The sequence below is a fragment of the Capnocytophaga sp. CM59 genome, assembly GCF_000293175.1.
Lineage (GTDB): Bacteria > Bacteroidota > Bacteroidia > Flavobacteriales > Flavobacteriaceae > Capnocytophaga > Capnocytophaga granulosa.
Genome location: NZ_ALNN01000004.1, coordinates 24,009 through 37,876, shown reverse-complemented (window position 1 = coordinate 37,876; position 13,868 = coordinate 24,009). Strand labels below are relative to the sequence as shown.

Below are 13,868 nucleotides of genomic sequence, written 5' to 3'. Positions count from 1 at the left end.
TTTATTTATTTATCTATGAAGTAGTTATGATAAAGTATAGGCAAAAAAAAAGTGGCAAGCTACCTACATCGCACCGCTACAACCTTATACCTTTGCTGCGTTCCCACCCTGGAGGATTCTAAGGGAGCTGGTCGTGTAGGACTTGCCGAGTGCAAAGGTACAAAAAAATTTATAACTTCCAACTCCTATCACGAATTTTTTTTGTACTTTTACACAAAAATTTTCACCCCTTGCTCTTCTATTCAAAAACAGATTAGCAAAACACTGAAATACAGCAACTTATTTAATCTTTACCTTATGATAACCAACCAAACATTCACCATGATTAAGCCCAATGCCGTAGAAAAAGGGCATACAGGAGCTATTATTGACCAAATTATTAAAGGAGGCTATCGCATTTTAGCCCTCAAATATGTTTGGCTAAGCCAAAGAGAAGCTGAAGCGTTCTATGAAGTGCACAAGGAACGTCCCTTCTTTGGAGAGTTGGTCGCTTTCATGTCGCGCAGTCCTATTGTCGCCATAGCTTTGGAAAAGGACAATGCTGTGGAAGCCTTCCGCACCTTCATCGGAGCTACCGATCCTGCCAAGGCTGAAGCAGGCACTATTCGTGCCAAATATGGGGAAAGCGTAGGAGAAAATGCCATACATGGCTCCGACTCCAACGAAAACGCCCAAAGAGAAATAGCATTTTTCTTTTCTGGACGAGAGATATATAAGTGAAAAGTGACTAATGACTAATGACTAGTGACTAATGACTAGTGATAAGTAAAAAGTGAAGAGTGAGTAACTATTGTTACTATTCACTCTTCACTTTTAGTTATTCACTTAATTCTCTTTTCGTTATTCACTTAATTCTCTTTTCGTTATTCACTTAATTTAATCAGGAAGAGATACACAGGGAAGTGGTCGGAATAGCCCCCTGTATAGCTACCATTGGCATAGCTGCGGAAAGGATAGCCTGCAAACCGTCCTGAAGGATTGGCTAGCTCTGGGCTATTGAATACGCCTGCTTTCCAATATTTGTACCCTTCCACCTGCTTACCTATATAGCCATAGGTCAAGATGAATTGGTCAAAAAGGCTCCAGCTATCGCGATAAGCCAAAGTACCCACTCCTTTCTTGAAGAGGTTTTCCATAGGATTGTATAGGTCGCCTTGGCTTATTTTTTCCTTATTTGCCTTGGTCTTGAGTACCTTCTTGAAAGCTGAGTTGGTAGGATCATCATTGAAGTCGCCCATACTAATGACCTTTGCCTTGGGATTTATCGCTGTCAAAGAATCAAAAATATGTTTGTTCAGAGCTGCTGCGGCTTCCCTAAAGGGACGAGAGGCAGCCTCTCCTCCTGAGCGTGAAGGCCAGTGATTGATGATAAAATGTAGCTCCTCCCCTTCCATCTGTCCTGAGACAAGAATTTGGTCGCGTGTATAGCGAGGCTTGCCTGTAGAAGGGTCTTTGATATCCAAAAAGTGCTTGGAGGTATGGGTAGGGGTGAATACATCTTTCTTGTACATAAAGGCCACATCTATCCCACGGGCATCAGGAGAATCATAATGTACGATGCCGTAATTGTAATCCTTGAGGGCTTCGCTATGGGCTAAATCCTCCACCACACTGCGGTTTTCTACCTCCGAAAGTCCCACAAAATCAGGCGCTGTACTTGTAACATCTCGTCCTATCTTGGCGATAGTAGAGGCTATCTTATGGATATGATCAAAGTAGTTGGCACTTGTCCAGTGGTCTTTGCCCTCAGGAGTACGCTCGTCATCAAACTTCTTTGGGTCATTGATGGTATCGAACAAATTCTCCACATTGTAGAAAGCCACCGTGCGGACTTTGTACTGCTTGGTCTGCGCCTGCAAAGATAAGCTAGTGAATATCAATGAGATTGATAATAATAAATAGTTTTTTTTCATGTAAGTTTCTTTTATACAAAGATACGTTTTTTTCTTGAGATGAAGCACTTTTATTTTTTAAGAGAAATAAATTCACCGACATATTTGAAACATTAGATGCTCCTTTACTCTATTTAGAGCGTATTATAGCCTTTTAAAATGCTTTTCTCTATAATGGGTAAAGGAAAATAAAGGTTTAGTTCTTTTGTATTGTATTGATTAGTAGGTTGTTGGAATTTTAACAACACATCTGATACATTACCATAATTCTTCTCCATAAGTTTCTTTATAAAACATATTAAATAAAATAAAGAATTCATCCAAAGCCTTTTCTTCAGTTTCAAATTTATAATAAAGTATATTAGCCCAACCTCTAGAGTCTCTCATATTATACCTTTTTCTTAGCCATTCATAAAATTTTTTGTATAAGATACTAGCTTTTACATCTTCCTTGGTATCACGATAATGCCAACCATTAATAAAAGCTTCTAAACAAAATATATTGTGAATTCCAATAAATAATTCCGGAATAGGCTTAATAAGTTTTATAAGTTCTATTATTGTCATAGTAAAAAATATTAAAATTCAGTTTTGGTTTCGGTATGTGTTACCCCCGCTGGGATTAAGCACTTTTATTTATAATGAAAAAGGAGTGCTTTTATAATTTCTTCATCAGATATAGATGCTTCTTCTATTTTGATAAGATCTTTTCCTACAGGAGTTTCTTCCCATCTATTAATTAATTTATCAATTACAACTTCTTTAGTTCCGTCTTTAATAACTATAAATCGTTTTTTATTATCTTCCTTTTCCTCCTTGGAAGAAAATGATAGTATGTAAGCCTTAGGACAATCGGGATGCTCCTTATAAATCACACGTTTAAAATCAAGATTAGAAGGGTTAGTAGGTACTTTGTATTCTAAATCTACATTGAATTTTTCTCTACATAAAGCTATTATTTCTTCCAAAGGGGTAGAAAAATCAGCTTCATAATCTATGATACTTTCTACCTTACCCTCTTTTATATAGGTGATTTCTTTGCCAATAGGAGTATCTCCTAACGCTGTTTTCTTGGTATATATGGTACCTGTATCTAAATAGTACCCACGATATACTTGATATCTGTTATAAGAGTTAAACCAATACAAACCTGCGTATTTATGACTTTTCCCAAATCTGTATACGTTTCCTTTTCCATCAGGATACTGCATTACATAATGCCTTCTCTTTCTTTTCCCTTCTGCTATAATTGTATCCACAAGTGTCTCTATTTCATCAAGACGAAGGAAAGTGTCTCCCTTATACTCTCCGTTTTGATCAAATATACCCTTTTCTGTGGGATAAGTGCTATTCTTCTGTGCTGAACAAGAGAACGAGATAAGCAAAGTTATCCCTAAAATAATGGAGGCTAAGAGAGATTTATGACATATATGGCACATGCTTGAATCCTATTTTTGCCGACAAATATACAAAATAATTCGTATATTTGCCCTTAATTTTTCACTTTATTATGGCAGACGATCAAAAGATTATCTTTTCCATGAATAAGGTCAGTAAGACCTATTCATCTACCAACAAACAGGTGCTTAAGGATATCTATCTGAGTTTCTTCTATGGGGCTAAGATTGGTATTCTGGGGCTTAATGGGGCGGGTAAGTCGTCCCTACTGAAGATCATCGCGGGGATAGACAAGAACTATCAGGGCGAAGTGGTTTTTGCCCCTGGCTATACAGTGGGTTACCTAGAGCAGGAACCCAAATTAGACGAGGAAAAAACGGTTATTGAGGTCGTTCGCGAGGGGGTAGCCGAGACGGTGAAGCTCTTGGACGAGTTCAACCATATCAATGACCTTTTTGGCTTAGAGGAGAACTACTCCGATCCAGAGAAGATGCAAAAACTGATGGACAAGCAGGCGGAGTTACAAGACAGGATAGATGCGCTGAATGCTTGGGAGCTTGACAATCAGCTGGAAGTAGCTATGGATGCCCTCCGTACTCCTGACCCTGATACCCCTATCAAGGTACTCTCAGGAGGAGAACGCCGCCGAGTAGCCCTCTGCCGTCTCCTATTGCAACAGCCCGATGTATTGCTATTGGACGAGCCTACCAACCACCTTGATGCCGAATCTGTCCTATGGCTCGAACAGCATCTCCAACAGTATGCAGGCACGGTGATTGCTGTCACCCACGACCGTTATTTCTTGGACAATGTAGCGGGCTGGATCTTAGAGCTTGACCGTGGGGAGGGAATCCCATGGAAGGGCAACTACTCCTCTTGGCTGGATCAAAAGGCCAAACGCCTTGCCCAAGAGCAAAAAGCAGAGACCAAGCGACAAAAGGTACTCGAACGAGAGCTTGAGTGGGTACGACAAGGCGCCAAAGGGCGCCAAGCCAAACAGAAAGCGCGCTTGCAGAACTATGACCGCCTACTGAGTGAAGACCAAAAACAATTGGAGGAAAAGCTCGAAATCTATATCCCTAATGGGCCTCGCTTGGGTACCAATGTGATAGAGGCGCGCCATGTAAGCAAGGCTTTCGGTGATAAGCTCCTCTATGATGACCTGAACTTTGTCCTCCCACAGGCGGGTATCGTAGGGGTGATAGGTCCCAATGGTGCAGGGAAATCCACTATCTTCCGTATGATCATGGGGGAAGAAAAGCCCGATAGTGGGGAGTTCCTCGTAGGAGATACCGTAAAAATCGCCTATGTGGATCAGACCCATAAGAATATAGACCCCGAAAAGAGTATTTGGGAAAACTTCTCCGACGGACAAGACCTCATTCTCATGGGCGGTCGCCAAGTGAACTCCCGTGCCTACCTAAGTCGCTTCAACTTCTCTGGTAGTGACCAAAACAAAAAGGTAGCTACCCTTTCTGGAGGAGAGCGCAACCGCCTGCATCTGGCCATGACTCTCAAGGAAGAAGGCAACGTGCTCCTCTTGGACGAGCCTACCAATGACCTGGATGTCAACACCCTACGTGCCTTAGAAGAAGGTTTGGAGAACTTCGCTGGTTGTGCGGTAGTGATCTCCCACGACCGCTGGTTCTTAGACCGTATCTGTACTCATATCTTGGCTTTTGAGGGAGATTCTCAGGTGTATTTCTTCGAGGGCAGCTTCTCAGAATATGAGGAAAACAAGAAAAAACGCCTCGGCAAGGAGGTTACTCCCACACGTATCAAATACAAGAAACTCACCCGATAAAGTAAAAAGGTATCGCCCGAAAGCGATACCTTTTCTTGTCAAATAAAAAAAACAATAAACTCAATTTTAAAACTCTACTTTGATAATCACTACTCCATTAGCCCCTTTTTCCTTAAAGTCGGTAGTACGTGGAGCACCTTTTTTGAAAACCGTAGTGGAAACGATTTTACTGATTTTGGCCAACTCACTCTGTGGGTAGTCCATTACATCTTTGTAATTGATAAGCACTAACGGATAGGCCTCTGTGCGTTTTTGGTTTTTCTTGATATAGGCTTGATAGTCGCGTAGGGACTTCTTTATCTTGGTCTTTAGGTTTTCGTCCAAGAGTTTTTCTCCGCCTTGTAGCGCCTCAGTGGACGTACCGCTACCTGTTTCGGCCAACTCTGTATTTACCACACGCTGACCGGTACGGAACTCCTCGGATTTGCGTTTTCTCTCCTCCTCTTTTGCTTTTCTTTCGGCCTCTTTCTTAGCGTTGTACTCAGCTACCTCGCGGGCATACTTTTGCTTGGCTTCCTCTTCAGCTTTTTTCTTAGCCTCCTCTTCAGCCTTACGCTTTTCTGCCTCTTTCTGCAAAGCAAGTTTGCGTTCTAGCTCCGCCTTTTCTTTCTCTGCTTTTTCCTTTTCCAGGCGCGCTTTTTCCTTTTCATATTCTGCATTTTTCTTGGCTATAGCCTCTTTTTCCTTAGCTTTTTTCTCTGCTTTTTCCATTTCTGCTTTTTGCTGAGCGGCAAGTACCTCCTCATAATTAGCATCAAAGATAGGTTTACCTTCTGCCTTTCCAAAATTATAGTTGAAATAGAAGATAGGGCGGCTATCCTTGGTTGGTTTTCCTTTTCCGAAATAAGCACACCAAGATGGGTTTATCCTAAGATAATAGCCCCAACCGTCGAAATAGCGGGTATAAGTATAGTTTTTGAAGTCAAATAGCTTAGTGGCAAGGTTGTAAGTACCTACCTTAAAAGTTGGGCTACTGGTTTCTATATATTTGATTTTGTTACTCTTATCCACTCCTAAGAAATAATCTACTTTATCCACAGTAGTTTTTTCCTTTCTTAGGAAACCAAGGGGCGTTTCTAAGGTTTCGTTCAAGTGGTTATCCTTCCAAGAATCTTCCAACTTGGGTTGGGCAAAGCTAAAAAAAGCGGTACAGAAACACAGGGCTGTTAAAAAATACGATACTTTCATTTGTCTAATAATATAAAATTTTTGATTAAAACTAATTGTGGGGGCAAATATACAAAAAAAAGTAAAAATAAAAAAACAAAAAAATCAAGAATTGGTCACTTGTTACTTGTCCTTAAAATAGTTTTCTATATACTTTTTCAGTGGTTGTGGTTGCTGGGCAATATGTTCGTGAATATACTTTCTATCCTCTTCTATATCAGAACGGTACGGCACTATCTTAGGAAGATGTTCTTGTACACTGAGGCGTACCATACGAAGTTCTATATTTTCAGGTTCTTTCTCTATTGCGCTCTCTATGAGTGCCTTACCCTCTTTGAGAGACTGTCGGAGCTTCCCCGATTGCTTGGCGTACATCATCAGGGCAGCCCCCTTATAAGCCTGCAAAAGGGGCGTATTTGTACTGACTCCTTGCATCAGTTGGTAGAACTGTGCTGTATGTTCCTTGGTAGTGGAGGCAGAAGTATAGGCCTTGCGTATCTCCTCCACTGATTGTCCATGTACAAAAAGTGGTATAAGACAGCACAACAAACAAAATCTTAGCATATCTTATAGGTATTGGTTAGTTTTAGGGCTATGGTATCACCAAAGGAAGTAATGTTCTTCACTACAATCGTCTCTGGTTGCTCGGTAAGTTCCATCTGTAGGGAGAGTTCGCCCGCTGTATGGGGATTGATCAGGGTCATAAACTTCACTTGGGAGGTCTTACTCAAGAAAAGTTTCTTTTGAGTAATCTTTTCTGTGAGTTCCTTGATAATCTGGAGCATACACACCCCAGGGGTAATGGGATTACCAGGGAAATGACCTGCAAAAATCGGGTGAGCAGGATTGAGGGTAATACGACAAATGTATTTCCCCTCGCCCTGAGGTGCTATCTGGTTGAGTGTATAAAAGTCGTCTAACATAAGGTATTTATTTTTAAGGCAATACGTCCAAAGTCATCTTTACAGGCAAGGTGTGATGCTCAATTACGATCTGTGAGAGTTCGCCCGTCTGCCTATAGTGAGCGGTAAAAGTAGTATAGGGTTTTGACTTTTTTGTATTGAGTTGCTGATATATTTTTTTATTTTGATTTTCAAACAGATACACCTTACTTTTCCCCTCTGTTACTACATAAGCTACCTCTTGATTATGGATATATTTATCCCCATACCTATCTGCTTCCAATAAATCCTGAAAATCCCGCTGGAGGAGCTTAATAAGTGGCTTCCTATCCAAAGCCTCGGCTATATAATCCACTCGCCAGCCTTCCCCTCTTTTATAATAGAATTTTAAAAGTGTATTACCAAAATCGGTAGTCAGGGCAACTATATGAAAATAAGTAGCGGTTTTTATGGCCAATACCCCATTGAAGCTATGTCCATAGGCCTCAATAGTGGCTCTTAGCTGGTATTCACCTATGCCAAAATAGGGATTGGCTATATACTCCCCCGTCTTTTCCTTCTGGTAAGTATCAGGCAAGCGGTAGGAAGTGCCACAACTGAGGCATAGGAAAAAGATACTATAGTGTAAAAGCCGCTTCATCAATAGGGGCATTGAGTTGTTGGTGTGTAAAGGTAATTTCGGTATAGTCGTCGGTAGGTTCTATGAGCTTGACACGCCCTACAGTGGCATCGGGGGAGAAAAACAAATGTATTTCCTTAATGTACTTGAGCAGGGTCTTGTCCTTGGGCAACAGTTGCGCCTTGGTATCTCTCCCTTCACTATATAAGGTGACAGCAAACTCTTTTTGGTCAAACATATTGCCACTTACCGTGCTTACAATCAGGCTATTAATCTTTTTGAAAATCTTATTATCCGCCTTCATTTGAGAAACCTTCCCCGCATCATTGACCTTGATTTGATCCTTTTGAAAGACAATCTGATACTGATAGGGCGTTGTATATTGCCAATTGAGCCTATCAGGAGCCGAAAAAAACATCTTCCCTTTGGTCTCTATATCGTTGGACATGAACTCCAAATGCTTCTTTTGAGTGAAAGCCGCTTGCATGGTCTTGATTGTCTTATTCTTTGCCATCACCTTCTCCTTAAAAGCCGTAGCTTGTGTCTGGGAAAGTGGTTGCTGCCCCCACAACACTGTAGTGGCAAGTAGGAACAAAAGAAAGTATATCGCTCTCATAAATAGTTTTTTGTAGATCTTCTAGCAATAACTATGCCACAACATCACCAAGACAAGGGCGAATAAAACTATCCAGCTGGTCAAACTCTATCAAAAAGGCATCATGCCCATGTATGGAGTGTATCTCATGGTAAGTTACTTCCTTACCCATTTGCTTTAAAGCTTGGTAAGTAAGCCTATTTTCTTGAGGTACAAAATACAAATCTGTATCAGTGGCTATGATATGTATCTGGGTCGTTACGGGTGCCATTACCTGCTCGAATCCTCCCCTATCCTTGCAAATATCAATCGTTTTAACCAACTGATTCATCAGCTTATAAGCCTCAAGGGTAAATCGGTTTTGGAGTTTCTCTCCGTGATGGAGCAGCCAAGTTTCCGTATTGAAGAGGTTGCGTTCTATATTGACACTACGGTCAAATTTTTCCTTGAGCGAAGCAGGGGTACGATAGCAGAGCATAGCGTGCATACGGGCATCATGCAAGGGATTGTTGCCCTCCAAGAGTCGTTCTTGGACAAGACAGTTGGCTATTACCCAGTCCGTAGTTTTCCAGTCGGTAGCCACCGCGAAGAAGTGGGTTATATATTGGGGTGCCAAGGCCAGCATCTCCCAAGCAATACCGCCCCCTAAGGAACTCCCCGAAAGGATATCCACATGCGCCACTCCCAGTTGCTGCAAGCCCAAGAGGAAGATCCGCGCCACATCGCGGGCTGTCCATAGCTTATAGTCGGCAATCAGCGCCCCATTGCGATAGCCATTACCAGGGATATTAAAGCAAATCACCGTATGGGTAAGCGTATCAAAAGGCTTCCCCTCCCCTACCGTTTGGTTCCACCAGCCCTCCTTACCGATGACCTGAGAGTTTCCTGTAAGGGCATGATTCACTACAATTACAGGAGCCTTACCCAAAGGCTGCCCAAAAAGTTGATAGGTCAGTTCCAAGCAAGGATATTCTTTCCCCAACAGGGTAGTAAAGTTATTGATTTCTATACACTTAAGTTCGTCCATAGTACTATCTTCTGTCTTTGCGAGAAGTATATTATACTTCTTTTTATATTTGAGCGCAAAATTAGGTTTTTATAAGGAGATAAACAAATTTTTATAGTTTTAAATCGGGTGTCAAAGAATGATATTTTACTTACCTTATCTTTGCCGAAAAACATTGAGCTTATGAAACCCTTATTACATTTAGATATGTTCAGTACCCCTAACCGACTTCTTGAAGACCTCATAAAAGAAAGTTTAAAGGCAAGGCTTTCCTCCTTAGAACGGCTTCTTAAGGAGGCACAACTACCCATCATCAGGATAACTTGCTACAAATACAATCGATTGGAAGCCAATTGTCTTATTGCTCTAAGCCAAACTCTTGATTTATTTCTCTATACCCACATAAGAAAAGTACTTGAACGAAAAGCCATGATAATAAGTTTTCCTCCTTCCGCTACCGATATCCGAGAGATGTTTGTCCGATTACGTCATATTCACTTTCCTCCTAACTATGAAAATAGTGTGCAAGAAACACTTTACCAACCCCGAGAAGGAAATGTATTTATCCGTAAAAGTACTTCTATAGTAAATGCCACGCTACTAACTCCCTCGCATGTCGAGGAAGAACTCCAAAGAATCGCCTCAAATTTTGATAAATAAAAAAATCAAAAAACATTTGGTTATATCAATTATTTATCGTTACTTTGCAGCTCAAAGTACTTTCTTATGGAAGAGCATAAATACTTAGATGATCTGAAGGAAATACGCCAGATGATGCGTCGCTCCACCCAATTTCTCTCCTTGAGCGGACTCTCTGGGGTATTGGCAGGAGTGTATGCACTTATTGGGGCTGGTTCTGCTTTTAAGATTTTGGAAGCACACCACCTACAGGAGCCTTATGTGATTTTGGAGAGCTACACCTTTAAGAAATTGATAGCGATTGCCTTGGGGGTACTTATCGCTTCCATAGTTACCGCTTATTTGTTTTCCTCCTACAAGGCCAAACGCAATGGGGAAACTCTGGTCAATACCACTTCCAAGCGTGCCTTATATAACTTTGCTCTTCCGCTGCTCACCGGAGGCGTACTCTGTGTGCTGCTTCTAAGGAATGGCCATTATGGTTTGCTCGCTCCTATGACCCTGATATTCTATGGATTGGCGTGCGTGAATGTAAGCAAATACACCTTTGGTGATGTGCATTACCTTGGGATTACTGAAATCGTATTAGGTTTATTAGCTGCATATTTCCCTGGTTATGGACTTTTGTTCTGGACTTTAGGTTTTGGCCTATGCCATATCCTTTATGGAGGTATTATGCACTTCAAATACGAACGTAATAGAAAGAAATAAAGTAATGACAGAAGTTTTAAAGCGCTATATTGATGCTTCTAATGCTTTCCGCAAAGCAACAGACTATCATGAAGGAGCGATAGCTCTTTACGACTTGTTATATGACTTGCAAGCCAAAGAAGAACGTACTAAGGAAGAGGAGCGTATCCTTACTGACACTTACTCTTTACTAGGATACCATCTATCGGCTTATGAGACTTTCTTACGCATTGCTGACCCTACCAATTATAAGGAGAAAAGCAAACTATTAGTTTTGGAAGACAAAGCCAAAACGCATAAAAATACTTTTTGTATCAAGGACATTCGCAAATTGAAAGCAAAGAAAAAGCAGAAAACTCTTAAAGTGGCTGATTTTGAGAAAGTAGAAGATTTTGAGTCAGAATGCGAATATGTGCTCTCAACGAAGAAAGTAGTTATTTTGGGCAAAGAGGTAGAAGGAGAGGATTTTTCTTTCTTTATAAATAAAGAAACTCCTTTAGAAAGTTGTTTGCATAGTATAAATAAGTATTTAGAATGGCTTTCGGATGCTAAAATGACACTCATTAACTACTACAATGAGCATTGTAGGGAATATACCCCTCAGGCTGATGATAATTGGTATAATACTTTGGAGGTATATAGCGGTCATATGTATATTGGGAGTACAGGAGTTGCTGCTCATATAAGTGCTGGGGATATTTTTACCCCTGATCATTTGTTAGATATAGACTTTGAAGGAAAAGAAATTACCCACATAGGATGGGACGGATAATAAATATATTATGAAAATTTTTATCACAACTCTATTATTTCTCATGGGAGGAGTAGCCCTAAGAGCACAAACCAATGATACAGATACCCAAAAGGCTATCGCTACTTTGAAGGAGTTTTACAAAGTAATATATGATGATAATTCATGGAAAGAAGAGCAATTTTTAAAATATGTATCTAAGGAATTGTTCAATAAAGTATTTCCTCCCTCTCGCGAAGATAATTCACCAGAATATGACCCTTTTATACAAGCACAAGACTATGAAGCAAAAACTCTTAATCGCAGTTTGAAAATTACCTCTTTAGGTAATGATAGATATAGAGTATGTTTTTTGCTTTCTGACTGGGAAAAGAAGAAAACTTGCGTAGATTATCAATTGAAGAAAAACAGTCAAGGAAAATACATGATTACCAATATCTTAAGTGATAAGAATTTCTATATCAAACCAAAAAGGAATTAGTTAAGACACCATAAATTGAAGTCTCTTTTAGCACATATCAATAAGGCTTTTGACCATCGTATTCGCTTGGCAATCATGTCTGTACTAATGGTCAATGAAAGTGCCGACTTTAACACCCTCAAGGAACTCTTGGGCGTTACGGACGGCAACTTGGCCAGCCATACCCGTGCCCTTGAGAATGAGGAGTATATCACCGTGGAAAAAACTTTTATCGGTCGCAAAACCAATACCCGTTACAAAGCTACCGCCAAAGGCCGCCAAGCCTTCCAAGAACACTTAGAAGCCCTTGAGAAAATCATTGTAGTGACCAGTGATAGTGACTAACGACGAGTGATTAGTGACGAACTGCTCCTATTATTTTTTTAGGTTTTTACTTTGAAATACAAAGCGCTTTTTAATAATGACTAATGACTAATGACTAACGACTAATGACTAACGACTAATGACTAACGACTAATGACTTGTAACTAACTAAAATTCTTTATAAAAATGAACACTCAGAAATCAACTTTTGCAAACCTATTGCAATCCAACACCTTCCGTATGTTCCTTATTGGAACCTTAGCCCTCTTATTGCTCATTCCACTATCCTTTGTCAAGGACTTGGTGCGAGAGAGAAACGACCGCCAAGAGCGTGTCATAGAGGAAATTGACGAAAAATGGGGCGGTGCGATCTACTTCTATGGGCCTATCCTAAAGGTTCCCTACAAGGCCTATTTGGATGCAAAACACACTACCTACACCACTTCCTATGCCTACTTCTTCCCTGAAGAACTCAAGAGCCACGCTCAGGTAAAAACCGAAGTGAAGAAGCGTAGTAACTATGAATCCTCGGTTTTCAATGCTACTATGGATTTTACTGGTCGCTATGTAGCCCCTGATTTTTCTTCCAAAGGAATCGCTCAGGAGGATATAGAGTGGGACAAAGCTACCATTCTTATTCGCACAACTAACCTAAGCAGTATCAAGAACATCGTAACGATCACCTTGGCGGGAAAGCCTTATCCCTTTGAGCCTATCTATGACCAAGAGAACCCTGAACACTACCTTTGGAGAAACTCCATGTCCTACCGAGGAGATGACAACGAGTACTACGAAGGCCAAAGTAGTCGTATCTCCTCCTTACAGACCACCTCTATTTCTATGGGAGAGTTAGACAAACCATTAGATTTCTCACTTTCTATCACCTATGATGGTAGTAAGCACATCGCTATTGCCCCTATAGGCAAGACGACCGAAGGAACTATCTCGTCCAATTGGCAGAATCCGAGTTTTGTAGGAAACTTCCTTCCCTATGAGAAGCAGATCACGTCCCAAGGCTTTAGTGCTTCTTGGCGTGTACTATATCTGAACCGTCCCTTCTCCCAGCAGGCTTTCGGAGAGCTACCCCAAATCAGCGAATATGCCTATCAGGTAAATTTTGTAATCCCTGTTGATGAGTACCAGCAGAATGAGCGAGCTGCCAAATATGGCTTTTTAGTCATTGGGCTGACTTTCCTTATCTTCTTCTTATTGCAGAGTATCAGTAAGATAAAGATTCATATTTTCCAATATGCCATGATAGGCCTAGCCTTAGTGCTTTTCTATACCTTGCTCATTTCCTTTACCGAACATAGTAGTTTCGCCTTGGCGTACCTCATCTCTTCGGTGATGACCATTGGGCTTATCTCTCTGTATTCGGTAGCGATTCTCAAGAATAAGAGGTTTCCAGCCTTCATTGGTATTTCTTTAGCCGCCTTGTACGGATTTATCTATGTGATTATCCAGCTAGAAAACTATGCCTTATTGGTAGGTAGTTTAGGGCTTTTTGCTATCTTGGCAGTGGTGATGTATGCCTCTAGAAAAATAGACTGGAATCAATGATTAATGGTTAATGATTAATTACTCAAGTTTCGCAAGTTAAGTAACTATTTAGGTTATAGGA

17 protein-coding genes and 1 other RNA gene are annotated in these 13,868 nt (G+C 40.7%); 8 read left to right on the top strand and 10 right to left on the bottom strand.

Features of this window, described 5'->3' with window-relative positions:
* Positions 1-49 precede the first annotated feature (49 nt).
* Positions 50-148: signal recognition particle sRNA small type (gene ffs / locus HMPREF1154_RS13060), an RNA gene on the bottom strand.
* Between the two features lie 149 nt (positions 149-297).
* On the opposite strand from ffs, the gene HMPREF1154_RS01120 reads away from it, so the two are divergent.
* Complete coding sequence (locus tag HMPREF1154_RS01120; protein WP_009640703.1) at positions 298-720, top strand: nucleoside-diphosphate kinase; 423 nt, start codon at positions 298-300, stop codon at positions 718-720.
* Positions 721-863: 143 nt separating this feature from the next.
* On the opposite strand, the gene HMPREF1154_RS01115 is transcribed toward HMPREF1154_RS01120, so the two are convergent.
* The 3 genes from HMPREF1154_RS01115 to HMPREF1154_RS01105 all read right to left on the bottom strand — a co-directional run bounded on the left by HMPREF1154_RS01115 (position 864) and on the right by HMPREF1154_RS01105 (position 3,151).
* A complete protein-coding gene (locus HMPREF1154_RS01115; protein ID WP_034566624.1) occupies positions 864-1,913 on the bottom strand; it encodes an endonuclease/exonuclease/phosphatase family protein in 1,050 nt (349 codons plus the stop codon).
* 237 nt (positions 1,914-2,150) lie between these two features.
* Positions 2,151-2,459: a hypothetical protein gene (locus HMPREF1154_RS01110; RefSeq protein WP_034566623.1), complete on the bottom strand. Its 309-nt coding sequence runs from the start codon at positions 2,457-2,459 to the stop codon at positions 2,151-2,153.
* A gap of 65 nt (positions 2,460-2,524) precedes the next feature.
* Complete coding sequence (locus tag HMPREF1154_RS01105; RefSeq protein ID WP_232211953.1) at positions 2,525-3,151, bottom strand: hypothetical protein; 627 nt, start codon at positions 3,149-3,151, stop codon at positions 2,525-2,527.
* 251 nt (positions 3,152-3,402) lie between these two features.
* On the opposite strand from HMPREF1154_RS01105, the gene ettA reads away from it, so the two are divergent.
* Positions 3,403-5,094: an energy-dependent translational throttle protein EttA gene (gene ettA / locus HMPREF1154_RS01100; protein WP_016420778.1), complete on the top strand. Its 1,692-nt coding sequence runs from the start codon at positions 3,403-3,405 to the stop codon at positions 5,092-5,094.
* A gap of 66 nt (positions 5,095-5,160) precedes the next feature.
* Here the strand turns inward: ettA and HMPREF1154_RS01095 are convergent, their stop codons facing one another.
* From HMPREF1154_RS01095 to HMPREF1154_RS01070, 6 genes are all read right to left on the bottom strand, one after another.
* Positions 5,161-6,282: a hypothetical protein gene (locus tag HMPREF1154_RS01095; RefSeq protein ID WP_009640706.1), complete on the bottom strand. Its 1,122-nt coding sequence runs from the start codon at positions 6,280-6,282 to the stop codon at positions 5,161-5,163.
* A gap of 102 nt (positions 6,283-6,384) precedes the next feature.
* Positions 6,385-6,825, bottom strand: coding sequence for a hypothetical protein (locus HMPREF1154_RS01090; RefSeq protein WP_009640657.1), 441 nt, complete (start codon positions 6,823-6,825; stop codon positions 6,385-6,387).
* Positions 6,819-7,184, bottom strand: a complete 366-nt coding sequence (locus tag HMPREF1154_RS01085) for a 3-hydroxyacyl-ACP dehydratase (RefSeq protein WP_009640695.1) — start codon at positions 7,182-7,184, stop codon at positions 6,819-6,821. Before HMPREF1154_RS01085 ends, HMPREF1154_RS01090 begins: the two co-directional genes overlap by 7 nt.
* Positions 7,185-7,197: 13 nt before the next feature.
* Positions 7,198-7,803, bottom strand: coding sequence for a hypothetical protein (locus tag HMPREF1154_RS01080; RefSeq protein ID WP_009640737.1), 606 nt, complete (start codon positions 7,801-7,803; stop codon positions 7,198-7,200).
* A complete protein-coding gene (locus tag HMPREF1154_RS01075) occupies positions 7,781-8,398 on the bottom strand; it encodes a LolA family protein (protein WP_009640697.1) in 618 nt (205 codons plus the stop codon). Before HMPREF1154_RS01075 ends, HMPREF1154_RS01080 begins: the two co-directional genes overlap by 23 nt.
* 31 nt (positions 8,399-8,429) lie before the next feature.
* Complete coding sequence (locus tag HMPREF1154_RS01070) at positions 8,430-9,404, bottom strand: alpha/beta fold hydrolase (RefSeq protein WP_009640653.1); 975 nt, start codon at positions 9,402-9,404, stop codon at positions 8,430-8,432.
* Between the two features lie 162 nt (positions 9,405-9,566).
* Here HMPREF1154_RS01070 and HMPREF1154_RS01065 point away from each other — a divergent pair, with 162 nt between their 5' ends.
* From HMPREF1154_RS01065 to creD, 6 genes are all read left to right on the top strand, one after another.
* Positions 9,567-10,043, top strand: a complete 477-nt coding sequence (locus HMPREF1154_RS01065) for a hypothetical protein (RefSeq protein WP_009640663.1) — start codon at positions 9,567-9,569, stop codon at positions 10,041-10,043.
* A 66-nt stretch (positions 10,044-10,109) separates the two neighbouring features.
* On the top strand, positions 10,110-10,733 hold the full coding sequence (locus HMPREF1154_RS01060) for a hypothetical protein (protein WP_009640715.1): 624 nt from the start codon (positions 10,110-10,112) through the stop codon (positions 10,731-10,733).
* A 4-nt stretch (positions 10,734-10,737) separates the two neighbouring features.
* Positions 10,738-11,484, top strand: coding sequence for a hypothetical protein (locus HMPREF1154_RS01055; protein ID WP_009640713.1), 747 nt, complete (start codon positions 10,738-10,740; stop codon positions 11,482-11,484).
* A gap of 10 nt (positions 11,485-11,494) precedes the next feature.
* Positions 11,495-11,944 (top strand): hypothetical protein, encoded by a 450-nt coding sequence (locus HMPREF1154_RS01050; RefSeq protein WP_009640686.1) that lies wholly within the window; start codon positions 11,495-11,497, stop codon positions 11,942-11,944.
* A 15-nt stretch (positions 11,945-11,959) separates the two neighbouring features.
* Positions 11,960-12,268 (top strand): winged helix-turn-helix domain-containing protein, encoded by a 309-nt coding sequence (locus HMPREF1154_RS01045; RefSeq protein WP_009640688.1) that lies wholly within the window; start codon positions 11,960-11,962, stop codon positions 12,266-12,268.
* A gap of 165 nt (positions 12,269-12,433) precedes the next feature.
* Positions 12,434-13,807 (top strand): cell envelope integrity protein CreD, encoded by a 1,374-nt coding sequence (gene creD, locus HMPREF1154_RS01040; RefSeq protein ID WP_009640732.1) that lies wholly within the window; start codon positions 12,434-12,436, stop codon positions 13,805-13,807.
* Positions 13,808-13,868: the final 61 nt, after the last annotated feature.